The following is a 25,137-nucleotide window of genomic DNA, read 5'->3' on the forward strand; positions in this document are numbered from 1 at the left end:
TGTAGGTAGTTGTTACTATTATCATACCATTAATATGAATAAAGTCTAGTACCGGCGAATCGGTTTTAGCCAAATAATTGCCGCAATGCCGACCAGCAGCAAGCATAGGCCTTGCGCCCCTAGCACAACATGGGCGCCGAACACGTCAGCAAGGGCCGAGGATAGGAGAAGGCCAATCGACGGCGCGACGCCCGTAATCGAACCGAGCGTGCCATAAACTCTGCCTTGCATATCGTTAGGCACCTCTGAGCGCAGAATGATCTGCATCATCATCGAACAGAATGCGAAGAGCATGCCCCCTAGCAAAATGAGCGGTAGCGCCGACACAGCATTAGACAACATTGCGATAATAACGTATACGGGCCCTAGCGTAACTACGCCGGTAAACACCCACCAGCCCTTGCGGCCAAGCTTGGAGCCAAGCGCCATAATGATTCCCGCGCCGATTAGATAACCTAGCGGCACGCACATCTCGATCAGCCCGAACGCGATCGGGCCAGCCTTCCACTCCTTGATTGCAACGACCTGGATAAGCATAAGCGAGGACATGAACAACAGAATAATAAGCGGATTCAAAATGACAATGGAACGCGTAAGCGGATCCTTGCGGATATAAGCTAGCCCAAGCTTAAGCTCCGTCCATAACGATTTCTTCTCCTTTGCGCTGCCAGGCGCTTCTTCGGCGGATTGGAAAGGTCCTGCCGAGGTAGCCGGTTCATCCGGCGTCGATTGGAACGGCCCCGCCAAAATCACGCACAATGCGGAGAAGAAAAACGTAGCCGCATTAAACACCATCGCCCACACGCCGCCGAAGGTCGCGACCGCTACGCCAGCTAACGCAAGTCCCGAAATGCGGGCAATATTGTCGGTCAAGTATACGGCACTGGTCGCTTGCTCGATCCTCCCCTTACCCGCAAGCTTCGTAATGGAGGCATGGAACGACGGTCCTTGGAACAGGCCAGCGAATGCCGAAATGCATATTAACGCCAGTATCGCCGCGAACGGCAAATGGAACGCATACATGAACAGTGCCAATACGCAGGCCACAACCCCGCGAGACAGATCCGACAGCAGCATAAGCTTGCGGCGGCTCATCCTGTCTGCAACTGTTCCGGCAATAGAGCCGAACAAAACGCTAATCAGCGTGTAGGAAACTAGAATAAACGCCATCCGCTTCGCGCTTCCGGTCGTTTGCAGCACCCAAAGGCTTAATGCAATACCGCTAAAGCAGTCCCCGAATACGGCGACCAAATTTCCTGTCAAAATCGAAACGAATGGCCGATTGCGCCAAAGCGGCCGATCGCCTCCTGCCAGGACCGCATCTCGTCTCTCGAGCGCCTGCATCGTTTCCATGCCTCTCACCTCATCTGCATAATTAGATTAACCGGTAACTTAACCGGTTAAGTTACGTTCAGTATAGGTGATTGATTTTCTGTTGTCAACTATCCCCGCGCCCAAAATTGACACCATCTCGTCCCCCTTATATGATGAGAATACTTATGTCACGGAATTGGAGGACGCCGTTCATGTCTAAAAAACCGACGCTTCGAGATGTCGCCAAGGAAGCTGGCGTCTCCGTTGCTACCGCAAGCTATGTGCTCAACAAGGTCACCAATCAGACCATTCCCGAGGAAACCAGAAAACGCGTCTACGATGCGGTGGAGAAACTGAGCTACATTCAGAATCTGACCGCTCGCGCGCTCTCCGTCGGGAAAACGAATTTGCTCGGCATTTTGCTTATCGGCAAAGACTCTGATCTTATTACGAAGCACATCAGCTATGCTAAATTTATCGATCAGTTGGAACGGCTCAGCCTGGAGCGCCAGTACCGGCTCTTGGTCGCCCGGATCGATCCTGCGCAGCCGAACTTTGATCTCGTGCTCGAACGAAAGCTGGACGGGGTATTCGTCATCGACGCCAGCGCGAACTCCTTCCACGAAATAGCGAGCAAGTTCACCTTCGGCACCCCCATCGTGCTGGTGGACGGCTTGATCGATGACCCTTTATTCCGTCACGTCGTACACGATTACAAGCAGCTGTTCGACATTGTAAACGACATTTGCGATGGACAACCCTATTCGATCGTGCACGAGTGCTACCATAACCAAGCGCTTAACAATTGGCTGCAGCAAGAAAGCCGACTGCCTGCCGATCGCATCTGGCCCGCCGCTTCGGATGTTCAGTCGCTGCGCAGCTTCGCTTCCAGCCATCATGGCCAGCCGCTGCTCGTATTAAACGAATTTCTGGCCTTGCAGCTGGCGTCGTTTGTGAACCCCGCCGATATGATCGTCGTATGCACCTCGGATTGTCCGGAATACGTTCCTCGGGGCGCCCGGTCCATTCGACTTCAGCAGAACAAAGCGGAGCAGGCTTATGAGATGATGAAAGCCATACTAAATGATCCGTTCGCAACAGAGCAGAGCGTACTTCTCCCTTTTCATTATGAATCGTCAATTTGAAGGCCATGCTACCCACAAGGTACATCCTCGACGCCAAGCCGTCAGAGGATGTGCCTTTTTTATGTTCACATGATCATCAGATCTAAAGGAGAGAGCCATGAATGAAGATTGATACCGTCGGCGTCAACCATCACCCTAATTATCGCCACGCGCTCGTGTACAACAGCGCTGATGTCCTCGACTGGGATGAAGCTCATCACTCCCGTTACAAGCTTGTGCTCGTGCTTGATGGGACCGGTCTCATTTCCTGCGGCGCCCATGTCTATCCGCTCATTGCTCCAGCGTTTTATTGCCTGAACGAGCTAGATGAGCTGAAATGCATTTCCGGGGGGCACTTAACTGTCTGCTCTCTCTTTTTCCATCCCGGCCTCATTAACGCAAAATTCGAATTGGGCGGCGAATACCCTCCGTCGGAAGCGCTGCTTTCGCCTCCCGAATGGTCGTTATCCGACCAGCAGGATCAATGGTGCCTAGAGCCCTTCATCGAGCGGAGCGACGCATATTCAGGCTGCATACCAACTGATTCCGCAACCGCCCGCTATGCCCTTTCGATCATGGAGGCAATCGGCGAACAGCTCGCCTCACAGCCTGATTACCACTGGCCTTGCCGAAGCCGTACTTACTTGCTGGAGCTGCTTTATTTGACCAGCCGCAAATATCGGCAAGCAGATAGCTTTCCTGAGCAACTGCGTGCCGCAGAAATCCAGCTTGAGGGCTCTACGGAGGTCAAGGAGCGGATCGATGCCGTCATCCGCTATTTGCATACTCGTTATGCCGAGAAAATTCGAATCGACCAGCTGGCCCGTATTTTTCATACGAACAAAACGACGCTGAACCAGCAATTCAAGCGTTATACGGGCACAACCGTCATGGCATACCTAAATCAAGTGCGTATGCAGACTGCAGGCGCTATGCTGCGCAATACGCTGCTGCCCAAGGATGAGATCATGCTCCGGATCGGCATCCGCGATGCCGCTCATTTTCTGCGCCATTTTCGCAAATTCGCCGGTTATACGCCTACTGAATACCGTAACCGGTTTTGCTGGATGCTCCAAAGCTAGCGACTCGGACAACCCTGTCGATTTGCATCGTTTCCTTTTCCATTTGCAATATTCGCCGCCTCGTTTCTTTTCTATGATGATTGGTAGCCATACCATCACTCACGAATAGAAATGAGGTCGCCATATGAAACGCAAACAGCTAGCCGCCGTCTCAGCGGCTTTGCTCGCTTCCGCCCTCCTCCTGCAGGGGTGCGGCCCTTCGACGATTAGCAATAAAACGCCGGACGCTCCGCAGCAAACCGCAGCGAAGCCTGCTGCTCCCGCAACCGCCGAGTCCGCGTCCGCTGGGGCTCAGATCGCCGGACTGCCGGAGAACGCCAAGCTAATCGCCAAAACGACAAGCGTCTATCGCATCCAGTTCGACAGTCCCGCGCTCGGCAAAGAGGTTCGATTCAATCTCTATTTGCCTCCGGGCTATGATGCAACCAAACATTATCCGACGCTGTACATGCTTCATCCGCTCAATGGCTCCGAGAATTCTGTCCTGTCCTCGACTGGGCTGTCGGCTGCGGCTGATAAGCTCATTGGCGAAGGCAAAATCCAGCCCTTGCTTATCATTGCCCCTTTGTTGGAAAGCAGCTACGGGCTTAATTTGACAGAGGAAGATGCGAAAACCTGCTCCTCCTGCACGATCGGCAACTATGAGGATTATTTGATCAAGGATCTGATTCCTTATGTCGACAGCCATTTTGGCACCATTGCAAATAAGAGCGGTCGGTACATCGGCGGCTTCTCCGGCGGCGGCATTGCGGCACTGCACGCTGCCTTCACGCATACGGATCTGTTCAGCAAAGCAGGCGGGCACAGCGCTTCGCTGTATCTTGACGCTTGGCCGGACCTCTATTCCACGCCAGAGCTGCGGAGCCAGAGAGATCCGTTGGCTTTGGCGGCAAATGCAAGCCTGACCGAGCTCTCCGTATACTTGGACTGCGGTGATCAAGACCCGTACCGATTCTATGAGGGGGCGGAGAAGCTTTATGAGCTACTGCAAAAGAAACAAGTCAAATCCGAGTATCACCACGGGCCAGGCGCACATGACGAGGCCTATTGGGACCCGAACTCGGAAAACTATTTGATGTTCTACACTGGCATTACCTCATAAACGACCAAGAGGGCGGCCGCCATGTCATCAACGATGACACAGCGGCCGCCCTCTTTTCGCCTTGCTTGCTCGATTACAGGAGGAGCGGACTACCGAAATCGGATTAATTCGGCAGTTCCGACTCTTCCTTGTCCTCTGGAACGCTCTCCTCTTGCTTGGATCCGAATTGCGCCAGCACCTCAAGCAATTGCCCAGATAAGGAGTCCAACTCGTCCGACAACGTAACGAGCTTCACGCTAACGTCCATCTGGCCGGTCGTCAGCGTAGCAACCTCCTCCGAGGATGCCGCTGATTGCTGCGAAACTGCGCTTACGTTCTCGATCGATGCAATAAGCGTATTTTGCGATTCACCCAACGTCATAACCGAAGCAGTCGATTGCGTAAGCTCTTGCGCGAACAGCCCCATCTGCTCCTTCACTTCGCCAAACAGGTCTGCCGCTTCCTTCACCGCTGAATTCTGCTCTTCCAGCAGCGGAGAAATCGCTCCGAGTTCGACTACTGTCGCGTCGATTCCATGCTGAATTTCTTCTGTCATCTGCTGAACAACGCCGATCGAATCTTTGGACTGCTCAGCAAGCTTGCGAATTTCCTCCGCTACGACCGCGAAGCTCTTGCCGAACGCGCCGGCGCGCGCCGCTTCAATCGACGCATTCAAGGACAGGATATTCGTTCGCTTCGAGATGTCGTTCATCAAGGTCATAATAGTCCGAATTGAACCCGCGCTCTCTTTGAGGTTGCCGATTCGGTCAACCAACGACCGCGACAGCCGCTCCGTCTCATCCGTCATGTCAATAAGATCAACCATGTAGGTCGAGCCTTGCTCGCTAAACGTACGGACGCGCTCAGCCGTTGTGCCCAAACGAGTATTCGTTGCAGTCACAACGTTCATTTTATCGCCAATCGTTTGGGTCAGCAGAATGCCTCGCTCCGCTTCCTCCGCGAGATTCATCGCACCTTCGGCGATCATCCCCGTCACCTGCGCGATTTCACCAGCCGACGCCGCGGTTTCCGTGGATACCCGCTTCAGTTCTTTCGCGGATTGGACCAACTGCTGCGCCGACTCGTTCGACCGAGCTACCAGCAGGCCGATTTGCTCCATCATTCGGTTAAAATGCCGCGCGAGCCTCGCAATTTCGCTCGGCCCTCTCAAATCCATCCGTACGGATAGATCGCCATTCTCGCCTTTCTCCATAAGCCCGCATAGCTTCGCGAGCGGACGCCCGACTTTACGGGCGATCAAATAACCCATAATAAGCGCCGAGACCGCCGCCGCCGCAACCATCCACATCGTCAGCTGAAGAATGCGTCCGGAATCACGAACGAGATCATCAAGAGGCATCGTGCCCACCATATGCCATGGCGTAGCTTTCGACGGCTGCTCCAGTGTAAGCGTGTTTGCTTCGTCTATTGTCGGCGCCGCTTGCCCGATCAGTTCTGGCGCAGCTGCATAAACAACCTTGTTACTGTTGTCTATAACCATAAGCTGACCGTTATCGCCGATCTTGGAGCTTGCAAATACATCAGTCAACAGCTGCGCCTTCAGCTCGATGATCAACAGAAACTCCGCGTTCGGATTTTTCAAGTTTTTAAGCAAACGGCCGATCGTAATCGTTGGCTCTGACGAATAGCCGAACAACCCTTTTGCTAACGTTGGTACGAAAATAGGTTCTCCCTTGGCATCAATCATTTGTTGAAGCCACGGTTTATTGGCGTCGGTTATCTCGAGCGAATTAGCGCCGCTCGTTGCCAATGCTTTGGAATTATCCAGATTGCGCGGCACAAGCCGAAGCGCTACCAGATTCGGCTCCGATGAAAGAACGCTGTCCATCCGTTGGCGAATCGCATCCTGTACCGACTGCTGCTCGCCAACGGAAACCTCGCCTTTCATATGAGTGACTAGCTGTTCGCGCAGCTGCGTATCGACGAGAAACTGCCGAGACAGCCCTGTATAAGTTGACATTAGGAAGTCCAGCTTGTCCGTCGCCTGCACCAGCGTCTCCTGAGATGCCTGCGAAACCTTATCCTTCAAGATCGACTTGGACATCGCATACGAGGCGTAACCAAGAACAGAGACAAGAGCAACAATTCCTGCGAATGTAATGCCGAATAACTGCAGGCCTAACGATTTGCGCGAGCGGACTATCGATTGGCTTAACCGTCCGATCATATAGATATCCCCCTTCGTAAGTCAGTCGTAGGATGTGAAGAAAAAGGCCGGAATCCAAAGCTAGGGATCCGACCTTCTCCTTTATTGCAAAATAACAGTGCTGTACGGCGGCAGCTCCAGCTGCCCGCCTTGTAAGGCAATGCCTTCATCCACGCTTTGGAAACGCACCTTCGTGAACGGTACTTCCCCGTTCGCATTCAAATCCACCGCTTGCTTGGTTGCTGTCAGATTATGAACGACCAGCAAAGTCGTATCGCCGCTAACTCGCCCATACGCCAGCACGCCCTCATTGGCAATTTCGAATGGCGCGATGCCGCCGTCGCCTAGCGCAGGTTCCTCATAACGCCACGAGATTAGCTTCTTATAGAAGTTAAACATCGAATTCGGATCCTTTAGCTGCTCCGCGACGGACACTGTATTCCCATTGCTTGATGCCGCTTCCCATGTGGTTTGCCCATCAGACTTCCGATCAGCGGCCCAAATCATCGGCTCACGAAGCCGTTCATCCGGCTTCATGCCTTCCATGCCGACTTCCTCACCATAATAAAGGAATGGGTTGCCCGGCATCGTCAGCAGCATTGCAGCTGCCATGCGAGCATGATTCGGATCGCTGCCTACCTCGCTCATCACCCGATTCCCATCGTGATTCGACAGGAATGGAGCATCCACGAATGCCCCCGCCGATTGCTTGCTGAAGTATGTAAACATCCGATTGAGCGTTGATCCAACTTCATTTGCTCGTTCATTCTTGGCGGAATCAAGCAAAATTTTGCTCAGATCAAAATTAAAGCCGGAGTTCAGCGCATGATCGAGGAACGGTCCTACAACGGACATAGAGTCCCAAATTTCACCGATGAGATACGCATCCTTATTCACGGCGTCCATCCCTTGGCGGAACTCTTGCCACCAAGCTTTGTTCTTAACCGACGTCTGCGGATCATCGACCGATGATTGGAAATCCTCATAGATATGCTTGGCAGCATCCAGGCGCAAGCCGTCCATGCCGAATTTCAACCAGAACTGTCCGACCTTCACCATTTCTTGCCGAACCTCAGGGTTATCGAAATTCAGATCAGGCATGTCCTGTGAGAACATTCCCAAGTAGTGGGACTTGCCGGAAGCATGCAATACCGGCTGTCCGGAAGGTCCTAAGCTGCTTAAGCTAATTTCTTTGTCCTCGGCCCATGTGTACCAATCACGATGCTTGCTATCCTTGCCCTTCGCTGAGTCGAGGAACCATGGATGCTTGCTGCTCGTATGATTCACAACTAAATCCATTATGACTTTAATGCCCCGCTTGTGCGCCTCGTCGAGCAGCCGCTTCAGATCATCCAGCGTGCCGTAATCGGGGTTCACCGCGTATTGATCCGTAACATCATAGCCATGGTAAGACGGGGAAGGGTTGATTGGCATGAGCCAAATCCCTTTGATCCCCAGCTCTTGCAAATAGTCGAGCTTATTCGTAACGCCATTCAGGTCGCCGACCCCGTCGCCGTTCGAATCGTTGAACGAGCGAACGAAGAGCTCATACCAGACACCGCTGCTGTGGCCCATCGGAGCCATCGTATCGGTGAATGCAAAGCCTTCGGGTTCCTTAACCGCAGCCGCGTTGCCAGCTTCCGTCTTGGGAGCAACCGCTTGGTCCTGCTTGTCCTGCGCCCCACTGTCCGAACAAGCCGACAATAGGAGCGCAGATGCCAATAGCAGCGCGAGCGAGAGTCCAGCAAGACGTCCCGCCCGCTTCGAGGAGCGGCTCCTCATCCTTTTTCCGCCCCTGCCGTAAGTCCTTCTACTAACATCCGTTGGAAGAAGATGAACAAGAGAACGACTGGAATGGAAACCAATACCGAGCCTGCCGCGAACACCGTAAATTGCGTCGAGGTTTGCGTGTTAACCAAGTTATACAAGCCGACTGCAAGCGTCTGCTTGTCTTCGGTACGCAGAATCGTTTGGGCGAAAATAAACTCGCTGAACGTTCCCGCGAATGACGTAACGGCCATGTACACGATCAGCGGACGGGACAGCGGCAGCAGGATGCGGAAGAAAACGCCCCAGTTGCTCGCTCCATCGATAATCGCTGCTTCTTCCAAGCTTTTTGGAATCGTGTCAAAGTATCCTTTAACCAACAGGTAACCAACCGCTGCACCAGCCGAAGACACCATGATAAGCGCCGTATGCGTATTCAACAGCTTCATGTTGTTCAGGATAACGAATACAGCCATCAAACTAAGGAATGAAGGGAAAAGTCCGATAACGAACAGACCGCTCATTACGCTCTTCCGCGATTTGAACCGGAACCGTGAGAACGCATAGCCGGTTAACAGCTGGAAGATAACGCTAAGCACCATCGTAATGATGGAAATTTTAAGCGAGTTGATATACCAAGTGCCGAACGACAATGTCGTGAATAGCTCTCGGTAATGCTCCAATGTCCACTTCTGCGGAAGCAGCGTCTCGCTGAATAGCGAGCTTCCCTCCCGGAACGAGGAGAACACGATCCACAAAGCAGGGTAAATCGTAACGATAGCGATCAGAATCAGCAGGATATAGCTGATCGCCAACCACAATTTTTGACGAAGACGGTATGCATTCATCGCAGCATATCCTCCTCTCTGAACGAACGAGTACGCCGGAAGCTAAGATTCGCGAAGACCGCGATAATAATGAACAGGAAGATACTGACGACTGCTGCGAAGTTGTATCTGCCGTTTGTTATGGAAAGGCTGTACAGCCAAGTAATCAAAATATCGGTATGTCCCGCGAATTGGTATTCGCTATTAGCCGGTCCACCGCTGGTCAACAGGAAAATAACGTTGAAGTTATTGATATTGCCTGTGAATTGACCGATAAAGATCGGCGCAAGCGAGAACATAACGCTTGGGAACGTGATTTTTCTAAACTTGTAGGATGCCGAAGCTCCGTCAACCTCCGCTGCCTCATACAGATCGCGCGGAATTGTCGTCAGAATGCCAATGATAAGCAGCATGGAGAGCGGATAGCCCAACCAGATGTTAACCATTACGATCGTTGCTTTAGCCCAAGTCGGATCTGTTAACCATTCCGGGCCTACGATACCAAGCTTCAAAAGCATAGCATTGATTGGTCCAAACTGAGCGTTGAACAGGTTTCTCATGATCAAGAGCGACAAGAATGCAGGAATCGCGAATGGAATCATATAAATAGCACGGAAAACCGATTTAAAACGAATGCCCTTTTGCTGAACAAGCAGCGCTACAGCAAATCCGCCAAAGAAAGTCGTAAAGGTCGAAAGAACCGCCCATACCATCGTCCAAGTGAATACGCCTAAGAACGTATGCGCCCATTGGCTTAAGCCGAGCAAATCCTTGAATGCGCGGAACCCTTGCCAGTCCACGAGATTGCCTGGTGGTTCATGCGTATTGTTATAGTTCGTAAAAGCGATCAAGACCGAGAAAATAATCGGGAGTACGGTGAAGAAGAATACAAATACGAGTGGAATCGTAATGACCAACTGTGGAAACTTTTTGTCTACAATGAACAATAAGGTTTCACGGAAATTGTTGAGCTTCTTTCCTTCTTCGCGCAGCTTCCCTCCGAAGTACGCATCGCGCACGTTCATCACGAAGAGATAAATGATCAGCAACACGACGAAAATCGTAATCAACCCTTCGATCATTAAAAAGATGGAATGGTCACCCGGTACCCTTTGCGTAAGCTTTCCAACTTTTTCCCAGTGTTGCTTCGTTTCGCCGAGCGTTACAATGCCCCATAGCGCATGGCCAAGGTTGTTAATTGCATAATAAATTGCCGCAGCGTAAAGCACGATGAAAGAGATGCCCTTCGCGAATTGGCGGTTATAAAGTTGGCCAAGGCCCATAAATACAGCAGAAAGCACTGCTGCCGTCATCCGATGCTGACGCAAATTCAGACTCTCCTCTCATTAGAGAATCACCCGTAACCTCGATTACGGGTGATTGTCTATTAAACATTATCAGGGCGTTGCCGCCTCTTATTTGGCTTGGGAAATGAGCGTCTTCATGTCAGTTACTGCTTTGTCGAGCGTTGCTTTTACGTCTTTGTTATTATCCCAGATTGCAGGGTATACAGGGCCCATAGCTGTCCAGAACGAACCTGTTTCTGCGATCGAAGGCATTGGCTCAACGTTTTTGAATTGCTCCATGAACGCTTTAACCAAGTCGTTTTGGAACGCTGGGTCTGCATCCAGGCCTTTACGAGCGGATACAACACCCGTCATTTGGTACATTTTAACTGCTGCTTCTTGGCTCGATACATAGTGAGCGAACAAACGAGCAGCGTTCGGATATTGCGAGAATGCACTTACGAAGTACGACTGTACGCCAGCGAATGGCTTAGGCGATTTGCCGTTAGGCATTGGAGGCAGTGGAACCGCGCCTACGTCAAAGCCAAGCTTCTCTTTCGTGAACGATCCGAGCTGCCAGATGCCGTCGAGGTCGATTGCCAGTTTGCCTTTTTGGAACAGGTCCGTTTTTACGTCGCTTGTTGCGTCAGCAACTTTGAACGGCATAACTTCTTTCATGCTTTGCATGAATTTCATGCCTTCGACTGCGCCTTCGTTGTTCAGGCCGATATCTGCAGGGTCTGTATTGTTTTTACCGAATACATAACCGCCGCTGCCGCCGATGAACGCGTAGTTGAAGTACGAATCGTCAAGCTTCCACATGATGCCGAATTTTTTCTCAGCAGGATTGTTATATGCTTTGGAGAATGCCTTGATCGAATCCCAAGTCGCGAGATCTTCTGGCTTCACCAAGTTTTTGTTGTAGAAGAGAAGGTAAGTTTCAATGTTGCGCGGATAGCCGTAGAGAACGCCATCCGTGCCTGTTACTGCGTTTACAGCCGTATCAACGAAGTTTGCTTTCGTATCTTCAGCGTAGAAGTCATTCGGGAAAACAACGCCAGCTTGCGCTGCGCGGTTAACTTGGTCATGCGCGAGCATGAATACGTCTGCGCCTACGCCTGCAGGGCCGTCTTTTTGAATTTTGTTCAGCGCGTCAGCGGAGCTGACTTTTTGGTACTCGACTTTAATGCCATATTTCGCTTCGAAGTCTTTGCCCATCGCTTCGATGTAATCCTTCTGCTCTTGCGCAGCCCATACAACCAGCTTCGCTCCTGCTTCAGGCGTTACGTCCGCTGCTGGCTGCTCTTCTGTTGTACCCTCAGTAGTCTTCGTAGTTTCCGTCTGCTCAGTAGTCGTTTTTTCTGGCTCTTTTGGTTTATCCTCGGAACCACATGCCGCCAATGGTACTGTGAGCATTGCCATCGCAACCAACGTCATCAAAAGCTTCTTTTTCACTTGAAAGTCCCCTCTCTGTTAAACCAAGTAATGTGCTACGCAAACGTTTGTACAACAGGTTGGACTTTTCGTGTGAATGCAAGTTCAACCGCTCTTTTCACGTTTGGAAGCGCTTAATGACCGCTTCTTTACTATACACTTTTTCTAGGCGTTGTAAATACGTTTGCACAGTCCAATTTTCTGAACAATTAACATTATTACTCCCATTTTCGCAGAATTCCTCGAAATACCTCACTATTTCATGCAACATTGAAAAAATGTCATTTTTATCAATATGGCAGTATGGAATGTAGGATTGCACAAAACTTGTGAAAACTTGCACAGTTTTTCATAGGTTTTGCATGAGAAACCGCTAGAAATTATTGGTTTATCCACTGACCACATCGGTTTTTCGGTCATTTCATTTGTTCAAACGTTTGCACAAAAAGGACAGCCCAGAAGTTTCTCTGCTCTGTCCCTGCTTTTATTTCTCTAATCTCCAGTCCATTTTATGCGACACAAGCCATAGTGATGCGGAAATAAATCCAAGCAATACGAGCGCATCCACCGTAACGCCCATCGTCCAGCTCCCCTGAAAGAGCAGCCTAAGCCCGTCAGCCGCGTAGGTGGTCGGGAACAGATAGGATATGATCTGCAGCGGCGCCGGCAGTTGGTTGATGTCGATCATCACGGGCGTCAAGAAATTAAGGAACACCATCAGCAGATTCGTCAGCATGTTCGCTAAATCCTGATTTGGCGATAAAAAGCCGATCAGCGTGCCGAAGCCAGCCGAACCCGCAACCGATAGCAGCACCATCGGAATTAGTCCGAACGATAGGTGAATATGCACGTCAAACACAAGCTGCCCAACGATTGTCATAATGATCACCGAAGGGATGGTCATCAAAAAGCCGCGCAGCATGAAAGCGAACAAAAAATTAATTTTGGAAATCGGCAAAGAAGCGTAGTACGTAAAATGTCCCTGCTGCCTGCTCCAAGCGATATGGTTGCCTAGGCCGTTAATGCCCATTATGATAATCGGGAATATAATATTGCCGCTCACGATCCGCATCACGGCATCCTCGCTGGGCGATTCCAGGAAAAACTTCATGAACAGCAGCGTCGTGAACGGAAATACCGATGCCAGTACGATGACCCACATCCATGTTTCTCTCACTTCGGCATATTGAATGCGCAGCAAATAAGTCAATTCGGTCCAAAATGCCCCAAGCCGCCCCGCAATCGAAGATGGCTTCGCGGTCGTCCATGCAGATGGCGCGCTCATCGCTGCACGGCTATCCGGCGCTTCAGTTGGATTCATCGGCAACATGTCCTCCCAGCTTCAAATAAACGTCCTCCAGACTAGGCGGAACGATCGTATAAGCCGTGCATGCAAGCTCGTCGAGATGCTCCGTAATCTGCGTTACGATATGGCCCACCTCCGTGCGGCTGGCCAGCATCTGGAGCCGATTGTCGCCGATGGCTTGAACGTCGCCCCATTGCTGAAGAATAGCCTCAGCTCCTGCACGTGCACCTGTTTCCAACGTTAGCTCCACCTTCAGCCGCGGATCTACGCGGTTTTTCAAATTAGCGACAGAGTCAATGACCTGCAGCTTCCCTTGGTTAATAATTGCCACGCGATCAACGACCTGCTCCGCTTCAAGCACATTGTGGGTCACCAGAAGAACGGTTGTCCCGTTCTCCCGGTTCTTCTCATGCACAATATCCCACACCAGCCTGCGTTTTATCGGATCAAGCTCATTCGTCGGCTCATCGAGAATAAGGACAGGCGGATCGCCAACCATGACCGCCGCAAGGCCCGCGAGCCGCCGCTGACCGCCGGAAATCCGCTTAATCATGCGATCAGACAGGCTGCCCAGCTCCAGCCGCTCCAGCCATATTCCAGTAAGGCGCTCGGCCTCCTGCCTCGAAATCCCGCGCAGTCGCGCCGTGTAAAGGACAGCTTCGCGCACCGTCAAATTCGCGAGCGCCCAAGCCTCCTGCGCATAGTAGCCCACATGGCGGGCCACCTCACGCGAATGGCGGATAACGTCACGCTGAAACAACGTAATCGAGCCTGACGTCGGCTTCGCATGCGCCATCATTTGCTTGACAAGGGTCGACTTGCCCGCTCCGTTGGGGCCGAGCACCGACAAGATTTCACCTTCCTCCACCTCGAAGGAAATATCGTCATTCGCCAGCCGCTTCCCCTTCTTGTACACCTTCCGAACGTTTCGAATTTCGTAAACGCTGCTCACGCAATCCCTCCTCACATCGGCGGGCGGCTCTGGACAAGCTCTGCCCTGAAGCCGCTCGCCGTTCTTATATCGTTCTGCAGCGCAGCGAGAACGGCTGCCGTCTGCTCGTAGAGGAAAAAGTGCCCGCCTGCAAACTCGCGAAACTGGCAGCGGCCGGTCGTCACCTGCGCCCATTCCTCCATGCGTTCGCGCGTCAGCTCGTCCTTCTCGCCCGTCCAGACGAAAATATCGGAGGTCAGCGGCGGAACAATCTCGCTGTACGCATACGTTTCGATCAACCGGTAATCCGCCCGAATAATCGGCAAAAACATGGCCAATAGCTCAGCATGCTCGAATACCTCGGCAGGCGTTAAATCGAGTGCCCGGATTGCGTCTGCGAACTCCTGATCAGGCAGCAGATGCAACTGCTTGCGTTTCGTTGTCACATGGGGAGGCGTCCGGCCGGAGAAGAAGCTCGCGACCGGTTCGCGGAATCCCATGCTCTTAATATGCCTGCACATCTCATAGACGAGCAGCGTCCCCATGCTGTGGCCAAGCAGCGCATAAGGGCTGTCGCCTGCTTCCTTGACCAGCGCCGGATACAAATCCTGCACAGCGGCTTGGGCGCTCTCATAAAATGGCTGCCCTGTTTTGAGCCCGCGCCCGCGGAGCTCCAGCGGGCACAGCTCGATCCCGGGCGCAAGCAGCTTGCGCCACCTGCTGAACCCGGTCACGGAGCCTCCGGCATGCGAAAAACAAAATAATTTGATAACGGTCATCTTACGTCAACTCCTGTCACGGCATTATGCTCGTTCCCGCTGAGCGACAGCAGCGCAAAGGCTTGCTCACGCCATTCCGGCAGCATCGCGGCCATCCGGATTCGTATGAGCTCAACCTTCTGCGCAAGCTCCAGCGAGAACGTGCCATACTGGGAGTTTAGCAGATGTTGGCAGGTTTCGTAAGCATCCGACAGCGTCTCGACAATTTCTTGAACCGGCAGAGAAGCGCCTTGGAACCCGCTGAATTGCTGTCCAAGGTCGTCGAGCAAGTCCCGCAAGAACACAAAATTGTATTTCCAGTCAATTGACACAGCTTGCATGAGCGATAAGAAGGCTTCATCCGGCATGGAAGACGGCCCAACGCGAAGCACGCGAGCCCACTCGCCGATGGCGCTGATGCCCGTGAAGCGTGTATAAGCCCTTCCCTCCCATGCATAAGGCAGGCTTTCCAGCCCAAGGTAACCGTTCACCTGCTCGATGAAGATGCGAAGCGCCCAATCCGGGTCAGCCGTGCGGCCTTCAAGCGGCCGATCCGAGTGGAATACGCGGAAAGCATAGTTCGCCCACTCCGGCCGATCGTCCAAGCAAGCCATGCTCCAGTAGCCTGTGAACGAGTCATACAGGTCCTGACGCGGGATTTCCCCCATAAAGCCGAAGCTTGCATCATAGACGATGTACCCCCGCTCCGTCCGGTCGATAACGAGCAAGGAATGGTCAAACGCCATGCGGGACGTATTGGATGCCGCAATGCGCGACCTGCACTCCTCGTCTGGAAGGCGGTAGTCGGACGTGTAGTTCAAATAATACGAGATGCCTCCGATTGCCGCTACTTCGCCTTTCGCCAGACAGCGATCAATCGCCGCTACCCCTTCCTCCAGAGAAGGATAGGAGGTGAACTCGAATGTAATGCCCGCTTCCGCCAGCAGCTCCGCCAGCCCCATTGCCGGAACGAATGGAAGCTTGCGGCATTGAGATGCCTCGACCTCGGCTTCGGCGCCGGTTCCGGCACTCTCGAACTCTAGCGTTGGCAGGACCAGCCCGTCCACTGCAGGGAGGACAGATCTTGCGAGCGGGAAGCCGTATTGATAATGGATTTTTTCGTATAAGACCGCATTAAAGCATGGATAGTAGTACGGGTATTGATAGTTGACCGCAAACTGCGCATTATACGTCCGCTTCGGAGCTGCTGTCGTCACGACCGCTGAAGACGCAGCAGCCGGATTAACGGCCGTTTGCCGCTCCCTTAATAGGCGAATAGTAGGATAATCCCAAATGTCCTTGACGGACAGCCCCAGCTGAAGCGCGTTTGTTCTCGCAATCACTTGAATCGCATGCAAGGAGTGGCCGCCGAGCTCAAAGAAATTGTCATGCATGCCGACGCGGGCAACGCTTAACACCTCTTGCCAAATGGCCGCCAGCATCGACTCAAGCTCGTCCTTCGGCGCTTCATAAGCCGCTGAGGACGACGGGATGCCTGCAGGCACAGGAAGCGATTGGCGATCCAGCTTGCCATTAGGCGTAAGCGGCAAAGCGTCCATCTGCACGAAATGCGATGGAATCATATAGCTCGGCAGTTGCTGGCTGAGCGCTGCCCGCAGCTGCGACGCGCCCAGCTCCTCCTCTGCTGTGTAGTAAGCGCACAGCAGCTTGCCTCCCGCTTCGTCGTCCCTTGCGATGACCGCAATTTCCTGTACCGGCGCGAGCTTGCGCACTTGATTTTCGATTTCGCCAAGCTCGATCCGATAGCCGCGGATCTTAACCTGATGGTCGGCTCTGCCCAGACATGCCAACGTGCCGTCCGGCAGCCAACGGGCCATGTCGCCCGTTCGGTACATTCGCTTCCCTGGCTCGAATGGATTGTCTACGAATTTCTCCGCCGTAAGCGCCTCGCGATTGAGGTAGCCTCTTGCCAAACCATCGCCAGCAATGCACAGCTCGCCGACAGCGCCGATCGGCTGCATGCGTCCGCCGCTGTTCACGATGTAGATTTGGGTGTTCGCAATCGGCGATCCGATCGTGATGGCACCCTCGGCCGGAACTTCCGCCATCGATGACCAGACCGTCGTCTCCGTCGGTCCATACATGTTGAAAATTTTCGCGTGCGTCGCCTTGCTCAAATCATCCCGCAGCTTCGGCGGAAGAGGCTCGCCGCCGACCAGTACGTCGGTCAGCTGCTTCAATCCATGCTTATGGTCGGGATCGTTCATCCACAACCGCATGCGGGAAGGCGTCATTTGTACGATGTGCACGCCATGCTCGTTGACAAGGCGGCTAATGCGAACCGGATCGCGCTGATCCTCGTCGCTTCCTAGAATAACCGTGCATCCTTGCGTAAGCGGAACAAGCGATTCCAGCACGAAAATATCGAATGACACCGTCGTAAGCGACAGCAGCTTGCGGCCGGCTGACAGATCGATCCGCTCGGACATGCCGATGATCAGGTTGACCACGTTGCGGTGCTCGATCATGACGCCTTTAGGCAGGCCGGTCGAGCCCGACGTATAAATGACGTACGCAAGCGAATCCGATGTATGGCAAGGCTCCACATTAGGCGTATGTGCGTACGCTAGCCCTCCGGCAAGCTCAGCCTGTCCGTCGTTCGCAGGAACGGCTGAATCGATTCGTACGCCGTCGAAGAACGGCAGCTCCCGGTTCCCATCCGCGTACAGATGGCCCGCTCGGCTGTCCTCCAGCATGTATCGAATGCGATCCTGCGGGTATTCCGGATCAATCGGCAAGTACGCGCCGCCAGCTTTCAGAATAGCCAGCATGCCGATAACGAGCGCAGGCGACCGCTCAACGAGCAGGCCGACGATGCTGTCCGCGCCGACACCCTTGCCGCGCATGATGGCTGCAGCCTCATTCGCACGCGCGTTCAGCTCCCGATAGGTCAGTCGGGTATCCGCATAGGCCAATGCAATGGCATCCGGCGTACGGGCAGCTTGCTCCTCGAATAGGGACGTAATCGTATGCTTGCTGGAATAACCCCGCTCCGTGCGATTAAACGTATGCTGCACCTGCTCCGTTTCGGACGGCGTCATGATCGCAAGCGATCCAATCGGCGCTTCCGGCCGCTCCACGATTGAGCGAAGCAGCTGTACGAAGTGATCCGCCATGCGGCGCACCGTCTCTTCCTTGAACAGGGACGTGCTGTACTCCAGCGTAGCGTGCAGCATTTGATCCTGCTCGACGACGGAAAGCGTCACATCGAACTTGGCCACGGTTTGCTGAAGCTCGTAAGGCTGGAACATCAACGAATCGATGGCAAGCGCGCCCGCTTCGGCATTTTGCAAAATCAGCATCGTATCGAACAGCGGATTGCGGCTGAAATCGCGCGTCGCATGCAGCTTTGCCACCAGCTCCTCGAACGGGTACTCCTGATGCTCGAACGCCTTCAGCGCATTCGCTTTGACCTCTTCCGCGTACGCAAGAAACGGCTTGTCCTGCGACGGGTAATTGCGCAGCGCAAGCGTGTTGATGAACATGCCGAACATCGGCTCCAGCTCCGCTGCCACCCTGCCTGCGATCGGCGTGCCGACGACGATGTCCTCTTGGCCCGTGTAATGGTGCAGCATAGCCGTATAAGCTGCCAGCAGCAGCATGAACAACGTGCCGCCGGTCTGCGCCGCTACCTGACGCACTTGCTCCGTCAGCTCCCGCTCCACCGCAAACGTGACAGTCGATCCCTCGAAGCTCCGAACGGCCGGCCTGACGTAATCCGTTGGCAGCTCCAGCACCGGCAGCTCGCCTGCGAACGTATCGATCCAATAGCGCTCTTGCTCGCGATAGCGGCCATCCGCCATTCGCTGGCGCTGCCACACCGCATAATCGTTATACTGAACGCGCAGCGGAGGCAATGCCTCTCCCGCGTACAGCTGGGAAAACTCCCGCAGCAGAATGCCCATCGACGTGCCGTCCGTCACGATATGATGCATATCGAACAGCAGCAGGTGGCGATCTGGCGACAGCTCGCACAGCTCCATGCGGTAAAGCGGCGCCTGGCTCAAATCAAACGGGCGAACGAATGCGCGAACCTTGCGCTCGATATCGTTCTCATTCAGCTTGCTGTAAGCAAGGCTGAACGACGCTTTCGGATGAATGCGCTGAACAGGCTCCCCGTCGATCATCTCGAAACTTGTCCGCAAAGCGGCATGGCGTGCCGCCAATTCGCGGAACGTTGCCTCTAGTCGCAAGCGATCCACCGTTCCCTCGACCATGATCGCTGCCGGAACGTTATAGCCGGTGTCGTCGCCGACCATTTGATTGAGGATGAACAGCCGTTTTTGGGCAAAGGAGGTTGGATAGTACGCCTGCTCAGCCGCAATCGGAATCGACACATATTCAAGCTGCTGCATGCCGTCGATCGCTTCCGCCATCTGTTCAAGCGTCGGATATTCGAACACATGCCGCAGCGGGAAGCTGACGCCCATTGCCTTATGCACTTTCGTCGCCAAGGACGTTGCACGCAAGGAATGTCCGCCAATTTCAAAGAAATGGTCGTGAACGCCGACTTTGTCTACCCCGAGCACATCCGTCCAAATTTTGGCCAGCTGCCTCTCTGTTGCCGTTCGGGGCGCCGTGTAGGCGGTTCCCATATCCGCGCCATGCTCCGGCTCCGGCAGCGCCTTGCGGTCGATCTTGCCGTTCGACGTAAGCGGCAGCCGCTCCAGCTGGACGAACGCCGAAGGAATCATATAGCCCGGCAGCCTGCCTGACAAATGCTCGCGCAGCTGCTGCGCCGTGAGTGGCTCGCCTGCTGCGATATAAGCGCAAAGATAGGCGTTGCCCTGATCGTCCTGCTTCGCAAGCACGACGACCTCCCTTACATCCGGATGCTGCACGAGCTGGCTCTCGATCTCGCCGAGCTCGACGCGGAAGCCGCGGATTTTGACCTGATGGTCCTTCCTTCCGAGGAACTCCATCTGGCCGCTTGGCAGCATGCGCCCTAAGTCGCCGGTCCGGTACATCCGCTCCTGCGCCCCATTGCGGAACGGGTTAGGCACGAAGGCGGTGGCCGTCTTCGCTTCATCGTTCATATACCCGCGCGCCACGCCGACGCCGCCAATGTAGAGCTCGCCCGCTACGCCGAAAGGCACCGGCCTCTTGTCGTCGTTCAAAATATAAAAATAGTTGTTGTTCATCGGCTGGCCATAAGGAATGCTCGTCTGCGTCTTGGACACCGAGCCCGGTTGAACCGGATAATAGTTCGACCAGACCGTCGCCTCCGTCGCGCCGCCCAGCGCAATGACTTCCGCATTCGGGAAGAAATCGCGAATGGCATCCGGGAGCGGAACCGGAATCCAGTCTCCGCTCATGAACACGAGCCGCAGCTCATGCTGAAGGAAGTCCGGCTCTTCCTGTCTGATCATATTGACGAGATGGTTCATCGTCGAAGGCACGGAATCCCAGAACGTTATGCGCTCTTCTCGCATGAGGCGCATCAGCTCCTCATGGTTCTGCACCTGCTCCTGCCTTGCGATGACGATCTGGCCGCCGCAGGCAAGCGTACCGAATATGTCGTAGACCGACAGGTCAAAGCACATCGAGGTAATGAACAGCAGCGTATCCCGTTCCCCAACTTCAAACCGTTCATTCACCCACTGGACCAGATTGACCGCAGCATGATGCTCGATCATAACGCCCTTCGGCACGCCCGTCGATCCCGAGGTGTAGATAATATAAGCGAGGTCGTTCGCATCTTTGTCCAAGCTTAGGTTCGCGTCCTCATAAGCGGCATGCGCGCCGTCTGCCAGCACGATCGTGTTGTCCAAGCCAAGCCCATAATCGCGATCCGCAAGCAGCGCTGCGATTTCTGCATTGCTGGCGATGTACGCTTTGCGAGAATCCGGGTAAGCCGGATCAATCGGCACATAAGCCGCGCCAGCCTTGAGGATGGCGTACATGCCCGCTATCATGTCAAAGCCCCGCTCCGCAATTAGCCCGACGCGATCGCCGGATTGGACGCCTCGATCGACCAGCAGCCGCGCGATTTGATTCGCCCGCTGGTTCAGCTCAGCATACGTGAGGGTGCTGCCGTCCTGTTTCAGCGCGATATGACGCGGCGTCTTCGCCGTCTGCTCTTCCAGCAGCTGATGCAGCGTAGCTGTCCGGGCGTAGTCCGTTTCGGTATCGTTAAAATCATAAACGATCCGCTTCTGCTCCGACTCCGACAGCAGCGGCAAGTCCCGCAGGCTCATCGCCGGATCGGCGGCCAATTGGCGCAGCACGCGCACGTACAGCTCGAACGCCGTCTGAATCTCAGATTCGTCGAAGAACGCTTTGGCATATTTGATCTGAATGTGCATTTGAGACATCGCGCACGATACTTCCAAATCGAACAGGGTATTCGTCATTTCGCTGGATTCGAGCTGAAGCTGGCGACCTGATCCTCTAATGAACGCATTGTCCTCCAGCCCGTCCATGACGTGGAAATCGGTGAAGTTGAACAACGCGTCGAAGATCGGATTTTCCCGATCCCCTCTTCCGTCGCCAATCTCTTGCGCGATATCGACGAGGAACAGCTCATGCGCGAATGCGGCATGCATCGACCGCTTCACCTGCTCCAGCAGCTCCAGCCCCGTCCATGCGCGGTCAATCTCCAACCGGAACGGGAGCGTGTTCAAGAAGCAGCCCAGCATCGCGTCGCCGTCTTCGATCGGAGGTCGGTCATGGGTAACGATTCCCGTCACCAGATCCTGCTCGGTCGTCAGCGTGTGCATGACGAATACATAAGCGGCAAAACAGATGTCACGCGTCGAATACGCATGCTGCTGCGACAGCTTTGTCAGCGCCGCGCTCGTTTCAGCGTCTGCTTGCTTGCGGTAGATCGCGATGCCCGACGCTTCTGCAACGCGCTTGCCCGCCAGATTGAACGGCAGCTTATTGCGCGTGTACCCGCCGAGATAATCCTTCCAGAAGCGCTTCGTCTCCTCGGACGACTGGCGGGCCATTTGAATCGCGACATAATCCTTGTAGCTCGCCTTAAGAGCAGGGCTTTGGACAGCTTGCCCTTTCAACAGCGCGCTGTAAGCTTCCGTCAGCTCCTTGTTGAACGAAGCCACGCTCCAGCCGTCGAGAACCGCATGATGGAACGAGAGTACGACGCAGAAGTCGCGCGCGCCGAGCCGGAACAGGCGCAGCCGCCAGAGCAGCTCGCCGCCGCCGAAGCGGAACCGGTCCGACAGATCCTGCTCCATAACGGTCCGAATCGCCTGCTCCTGCGACGCCTCCTCCAGCTCGGACAGATCGGCCAGCTCCAACTGGGGCAGCCGCCCGCCGTGCACGATTTGAATCGGAGCGCTATAGCGGTCCAGCTCCATTGATGTACGCAAAATGGGATGCCGCAGCACAACCGTATGAATCGCTTGCTGGAACGCCGCCCAATCGAAATTCGGCATATCGAGCATGAAGTAGAACTGATCGTGATAGATCGGCTCCTCCGGCATCATCTGCGAGTAGAACACCATGCTCTGCTGAATGCTGCTCAGCGGATAATAGTCCTCGGCGTCCGCCGGGAGCGGACGCTCTGCCGTCTCGCCGGCAATCGCTGCCGTGAAGCCGGCCAGCAGCTGCTCACCGCTGGCATGGCTGCTTGCAGCGGAGGACCGTGCCGACAGCATGGCTGCCAGTCCAGCGATTGTCGGATCGCGGTAAAAGTCCGCAACAGCGACCGCAAGTCCAAGCTGGGACTGGATTTTGCTAATAATCCGGATGACCTTGATGGAATCGCCGCCAATGGCGAAGAAGGAATCGTCCAGTCCGACCTGCGGCAGCTTCAATACGTCCTGCCAGATCGCAGCCAACTGCTGCTCAACTTCGCTCTGCGGCTCTCGGTAAGCCGTGCCAGCGGATACGCCAACCTGCGGCTCCGGCAGCGAACGGCGGTCGATTTTGCCATTGGACGTCAGCGGCATCCGGTCAAGCTGAACGAAGTAAGCCGGAATCATGTAGCTCGGCAGCTCGCGCGCCAGCAGCTCTCTCAGCTCGCTCGTCGTATAAGGCTGGTCCGCTACAAAATAAGCGCACAGCTCCTTCTGTCCGTCTGCATCCTCCCGGGCGAGGACGATCGATTCGCGCACGCCCGCCTTCAGCAGCTGCGCCTCTATCTCGCCAAGCTCAATGCGGTAGCCGCGGATTTTGACCTGATGATCGATCCGCCCCAAATATTCCAGATTGCCGTCAGGCAGCCATCTCGCCAAGTCCCCGGACCGGTACATCCGCTCGCCCGGCGCGAACGGATGGTCGATGAACTTCTCCGCCGTCAGCTCGGGACGATTCAAGTAGCCTCTCGCCAGCCCGTCGCCGGAAACATGCAGCTCGCCGGGCACGCCGATCGGCTGAAGCCGGCCATGCTCGTCCAGCACATACGCGCGCAAAGTCGGAATCGCGGTGCCGATGTTGCTTTTCGCCTGCGCGATTTCGACCTCCGTAATTTCCTTGTACGTAACGTGAACGGTTGTCTCCGTGATGCCGTACATGTTGATGAGCTGCGTGCTCGGATATTTGGCTCTCCAGTTTCGAAGCGCGTAGGGGCTCAAAGCTTCCCCGCCGAAAATAACTTGCCGCAAGCTCAACCGGCCCTCGGCAGCCTCATCCTCTTGGATGATCTGATAGAACGAAGTCGGCGTCTGGTTCAAAATGGTCACCTGCTCCTCCAGCAGCAGCTGGCGGAACTGCTGCGGGCTTCTCGCCATCAAGGCAGGCACGATGACAAGCTTGCCGCCGTAGAGCAGCGCGCCGTACATCTCCCATACGGAGAAGTCGAAGCAGAACGAGTGGAACAGCGTCCACGTATCGTCCGGTCCGAAGTCGAACAGGTTACGGCTGTTGAATAGCAGCCGCACGACATTTCGATGCTCGATCAGGACGCCCTTCGGCCGCCCCGTCGAACCTGAAGTATAGATCACATAAGCAAGGTGATCCGGTCCGGATACGCTCGCCAGATTGGAGCCATCGGCTGCGTAAGAGACTTCCTCGTCGATCGCGATGATGCAGCCGCCGAACCCCGACAGATCCGCCGCAGAGCGCTGCGTCAGCAGCAGCTTGATGCCTGAATCGTCCATCATGTAGGCGATGCGCTCTTGCGGATAAGTCGGATCGATCGGGACGTAAGCGCCGCCCGCCTTGAGGATGGCGAGCATGCCTACCACCGTATGGATGGAGCGATCCGCGATTAGGCCGACCAATTGGTCGGCGCACACGCCTTGCTCGCGCAGCGTGCGGGCAAGCTGATTCGCCCGGCTGTTCAATTCCGCATAAGTGACGCGGCTGCCTTCGCAAACGAGGGCTACCCTCTCCGGCACGGCTGCAGCCTGCTCCTCAAACAGCTGGTGAATCGACTTCTCCCGCGGATAAGCGGCATCCGTATCGTTAAAGCCGACCGACAGCAGCCTTCTTTCTTCTGCATCCAGCAGGTCGATTTCGCTTAATGCCATGCCAGGAGAAGACATCACAGCCGTATAGAACCGAATAAGCTGCCCTGCGATGGCCTCCACCGTCGACGCATTGTACAGCCCCGCATCATAGTGGAGCGTTATCGTCAGCGCCTCTTCCGCCTTGACGAAGGAGAAGCGAAGGTCAGCGTCCCACGCCTCTTCTCCCGCCTGATCCTGTAAGCCTTCGAGCAGGACAGCGACGCCATAGCGGCTTCGCTCCTGCCCGTGAACGCCATCCTGCTCATGGGCGGCCATAACCGCCCGTTTGATTACAGAAAGCCAGTCCTTGTACGCCATACTGCTGCTTTGTTCAATCGCAATGCCCAATAAGCCGTTCGCTTCGGACGAATCGGAAACATCGGATGCATCGCTGCGGAACATCGGCGCTCCGATAACGACTTCGCCTTGGCGGGTATATTGGCTCAATAAATACGCAACGCCGGATACGAAGATGAGAAACAGGCCATGGCCGGAGCCTTTGCTCGTCGAGAGAAGCTGGGCAGTCAATTCGCCGGGAAGCGCGCGGCTCCAATTCGCCATCGTCCGCTCGCTGCGGTCGGAACGTGCCATATCGTAAGGAAAGGAGTAAAGTTCCGTCACCATAA

13 protein-coding genes are annotated in these 25,137 nt (G+C 54.6%); 3 read left to right on the forward strand and 10 right to left on the reverse strand.

The features are described 5' to 3' along the window. Positions 1 to 45 precede the first annotated feature (45 nt). Entirely contained in the window at positions 46 to 1,353 is a 1,308-nt protein-coding gene (locus tag PAECUDRAFT_RS08300) for an MFS transporter (RefSeq protein ID WP_006037674.1), read from the reverse strand. A 173-nt stretch (positions 1,354 to 1,526) separates the two neighbouring features. Here PAECUDRAFT_RS08300 and PAECUDRAFT_RS08305 point away from each other — a divergent pair, with 173 nt between their 5' ends. From PAECUDRAFT_RS08305 to PAECUDRAFT_RS08315, 3 genes are all read left to right on the forward strand, one after another. After that, entirely contained in the window at positions 1,527 to 2,459 is a 933-nt protein-coding gene (locus PAECUDRAFT_RS08305) for a LacI family DNA-binding transcriptional regulator (RefSeq protein ID WP_006037675.1), read from the forward strand. A 101-nt stretch (positions 2,460 to 2,560) separates the two neighbouring features. Further along, positions 2,561 to 3,520, forward strand: a complete 960-nt coding sequence (locus tag PAECUDRAFT_RS24525) for a helix-turn-helix domain-containing protein (RefSeq protein ID WP_006037676.1) — start codon at positions 2,561 to 2,563, stop codon at positions 3,518 to 3,520. A gap of 124 nt (positions 3,521 to 3,644) precedes the next feature. Beyond that, on the forward strand, positions 3,645 to 4,622 hold the full coding sequence (locus PAECUDRAFT_RS08315) for an alpha/beta hydrolase (RefSeq protein ID WP_006037677.1): 978 nt from the start codon (positions 3,645 to 3,647) through the stop codon (positions 4,620 to 4,622). A gap of 103 nt (positions 4,623 to 4,725) precedes the next feature. On the opposite strand, the gene PAECUDRAFT_RS08320 is transcribed toward PAECUDRAFT_RS08315, so the two are convergent. The 9 genes from PAECUDRAFT_RS08320 to PAECUDRAFT_RS08360 all read right to left on the reverse strand — a co-directional run bounded on the left by PAECUDRAFT_RS08320 (position 4,726) and on the right by PAECUDRAFT_RS08360 (position 25,135). Beyond that, positions 4,726 to 6,789: a methyl-accepting chemotaxis protein gene (locus PAECUDRAFT_RS08320; protein ID WP_006037678.1), complete on the reverse strand. Its 2,064-nt coding sequence runs from the start codon at positions 6,787 to 6,789 to the stop codon at positions 4,726 to 4,728. Positions 6,790 to 6,870: 81 nt separating this feature from the next. Next, positions 6,871 to 8,550, reverse strand: a complete 1,680-nt coding sequence (locus PAECUDRAFT_RS08325) for an alpha-amylase family glycosyl hydrolase (RefSeq protein ID WP_006037679.1) — start codon at positions 8,548 to 8,550, stop codon at positions 6,871 to 6,873. Beyond that, entirely contained in the window at positions 8,547 to 9,383 is an 837-nt protein-coding gene (locus tag PAECUDRAFT_RS08330; RefSeq protein ID WP_006037680.1) for a sugar ABC transporter permease, read from the reverse strand. Before PAECUDRAFT_RS08330 ends, PAECUDRAFT_RS08325 begins: the two co-directional genes overlap by 4 nt. Continuing rightward, positions 9,380 to 10,690: a carbohydrate ABC transporter permease gene (locus tag PAECUDRAFT_RS08335; RefSeq protein WP_006037681.1), complete on the reverse strand. Its 1,311-nt coding sequence runs from the start codon at positions 10,688 to 10,690 to the stop codon at positions 9,380 to 9,382. Before PAECUDRAFT_RS08335 ends, PAECUDRAFT_RS08330 begins: the two co-directional genes overlap by 4 nt. A gap of 87 nt (positions 10,691 to 10,777) precedes the next feature. Beyond that, positions 10,778 to 12,103 (reverse strand): sugar ABC transporter substrate-binding protein, encoded by a 1,326-nt coding sequence (locus tag PAECUDRAFT_RS08340; RefSeq protein ID WP_006037682.1) that lies wholly within the window; start codon positions 12,101 to 12,103, stop codon positions 10,778 to 10,780. Between the two features lie 463 nt (positions 12,104 to 12,566). Further along, on the reverse strand, positions 12,567 to 13,403 hold the full coding sequence (locus tag PAECUDRAFT_RS08345; protein ID WP_006037683.1) for an ABC transporter permease: 837 nt from the start codon (positions 13,401 to 13,403) through the stop codon (positions 12,567 to 12,569). Then, positions 13,390 to 14,340, reverse strand: coding sequence for an ABC transporter ATP-binding protein (locus PAECUDRAFT_RS08350; protein ID WP_006037684.1), 951 nt, complete (start codon positions 14,338 to 14,340; stop codon positions 13,390 to 13,392). Before PAECUDRAFT_RS08350 ends, PAECUDRAFT_RS08345 begins: the two co-directional genes overlap by 14 nt. An 11-nt stretch (positions 14,341 to 14,351) precedes the next feature. Then, complete coding sequence (locus PAECUDRAFT_RS26330) at positions 14,352 to 15,098, reverse strand: thioesterase II family protein (protein ID WP_006037685.1); 747 nt, start codon at positions 15,096 to 15,098, stop codon at positions 14,352 to 14,354. Further along, on the reverse strand, positions 15,095 to 25,135 hold the full coding sequence (locus PAECUDRAFT_RS08360; RefSeq protein ID WP_006037686.1) for a non-ribosomal peptide synthetase: 10,041 nt from the start codon (positions 25,133 to 25,135) through the stop codon (positions 15,095 to 15,097). Before PAECUDRAFT_RS08360 ends, PAECUDRAFT_RS26330 begins: the two co-directional genes overlap by 4 nt. Positions 25,136 to 25,137: the final 2 nt, after the last annotated feature.

This window comes from Paenibacillus curdlanolyticus YK9 (genome assembly GCF_000179615.1).
Taxonomy (GTDB): Bacteria; Bacillota; Bacilli; order Paenibacillales; family Paenibacillaceae; genus Paenibacillus_T; species Paenibacillus_T curdlanolyticus.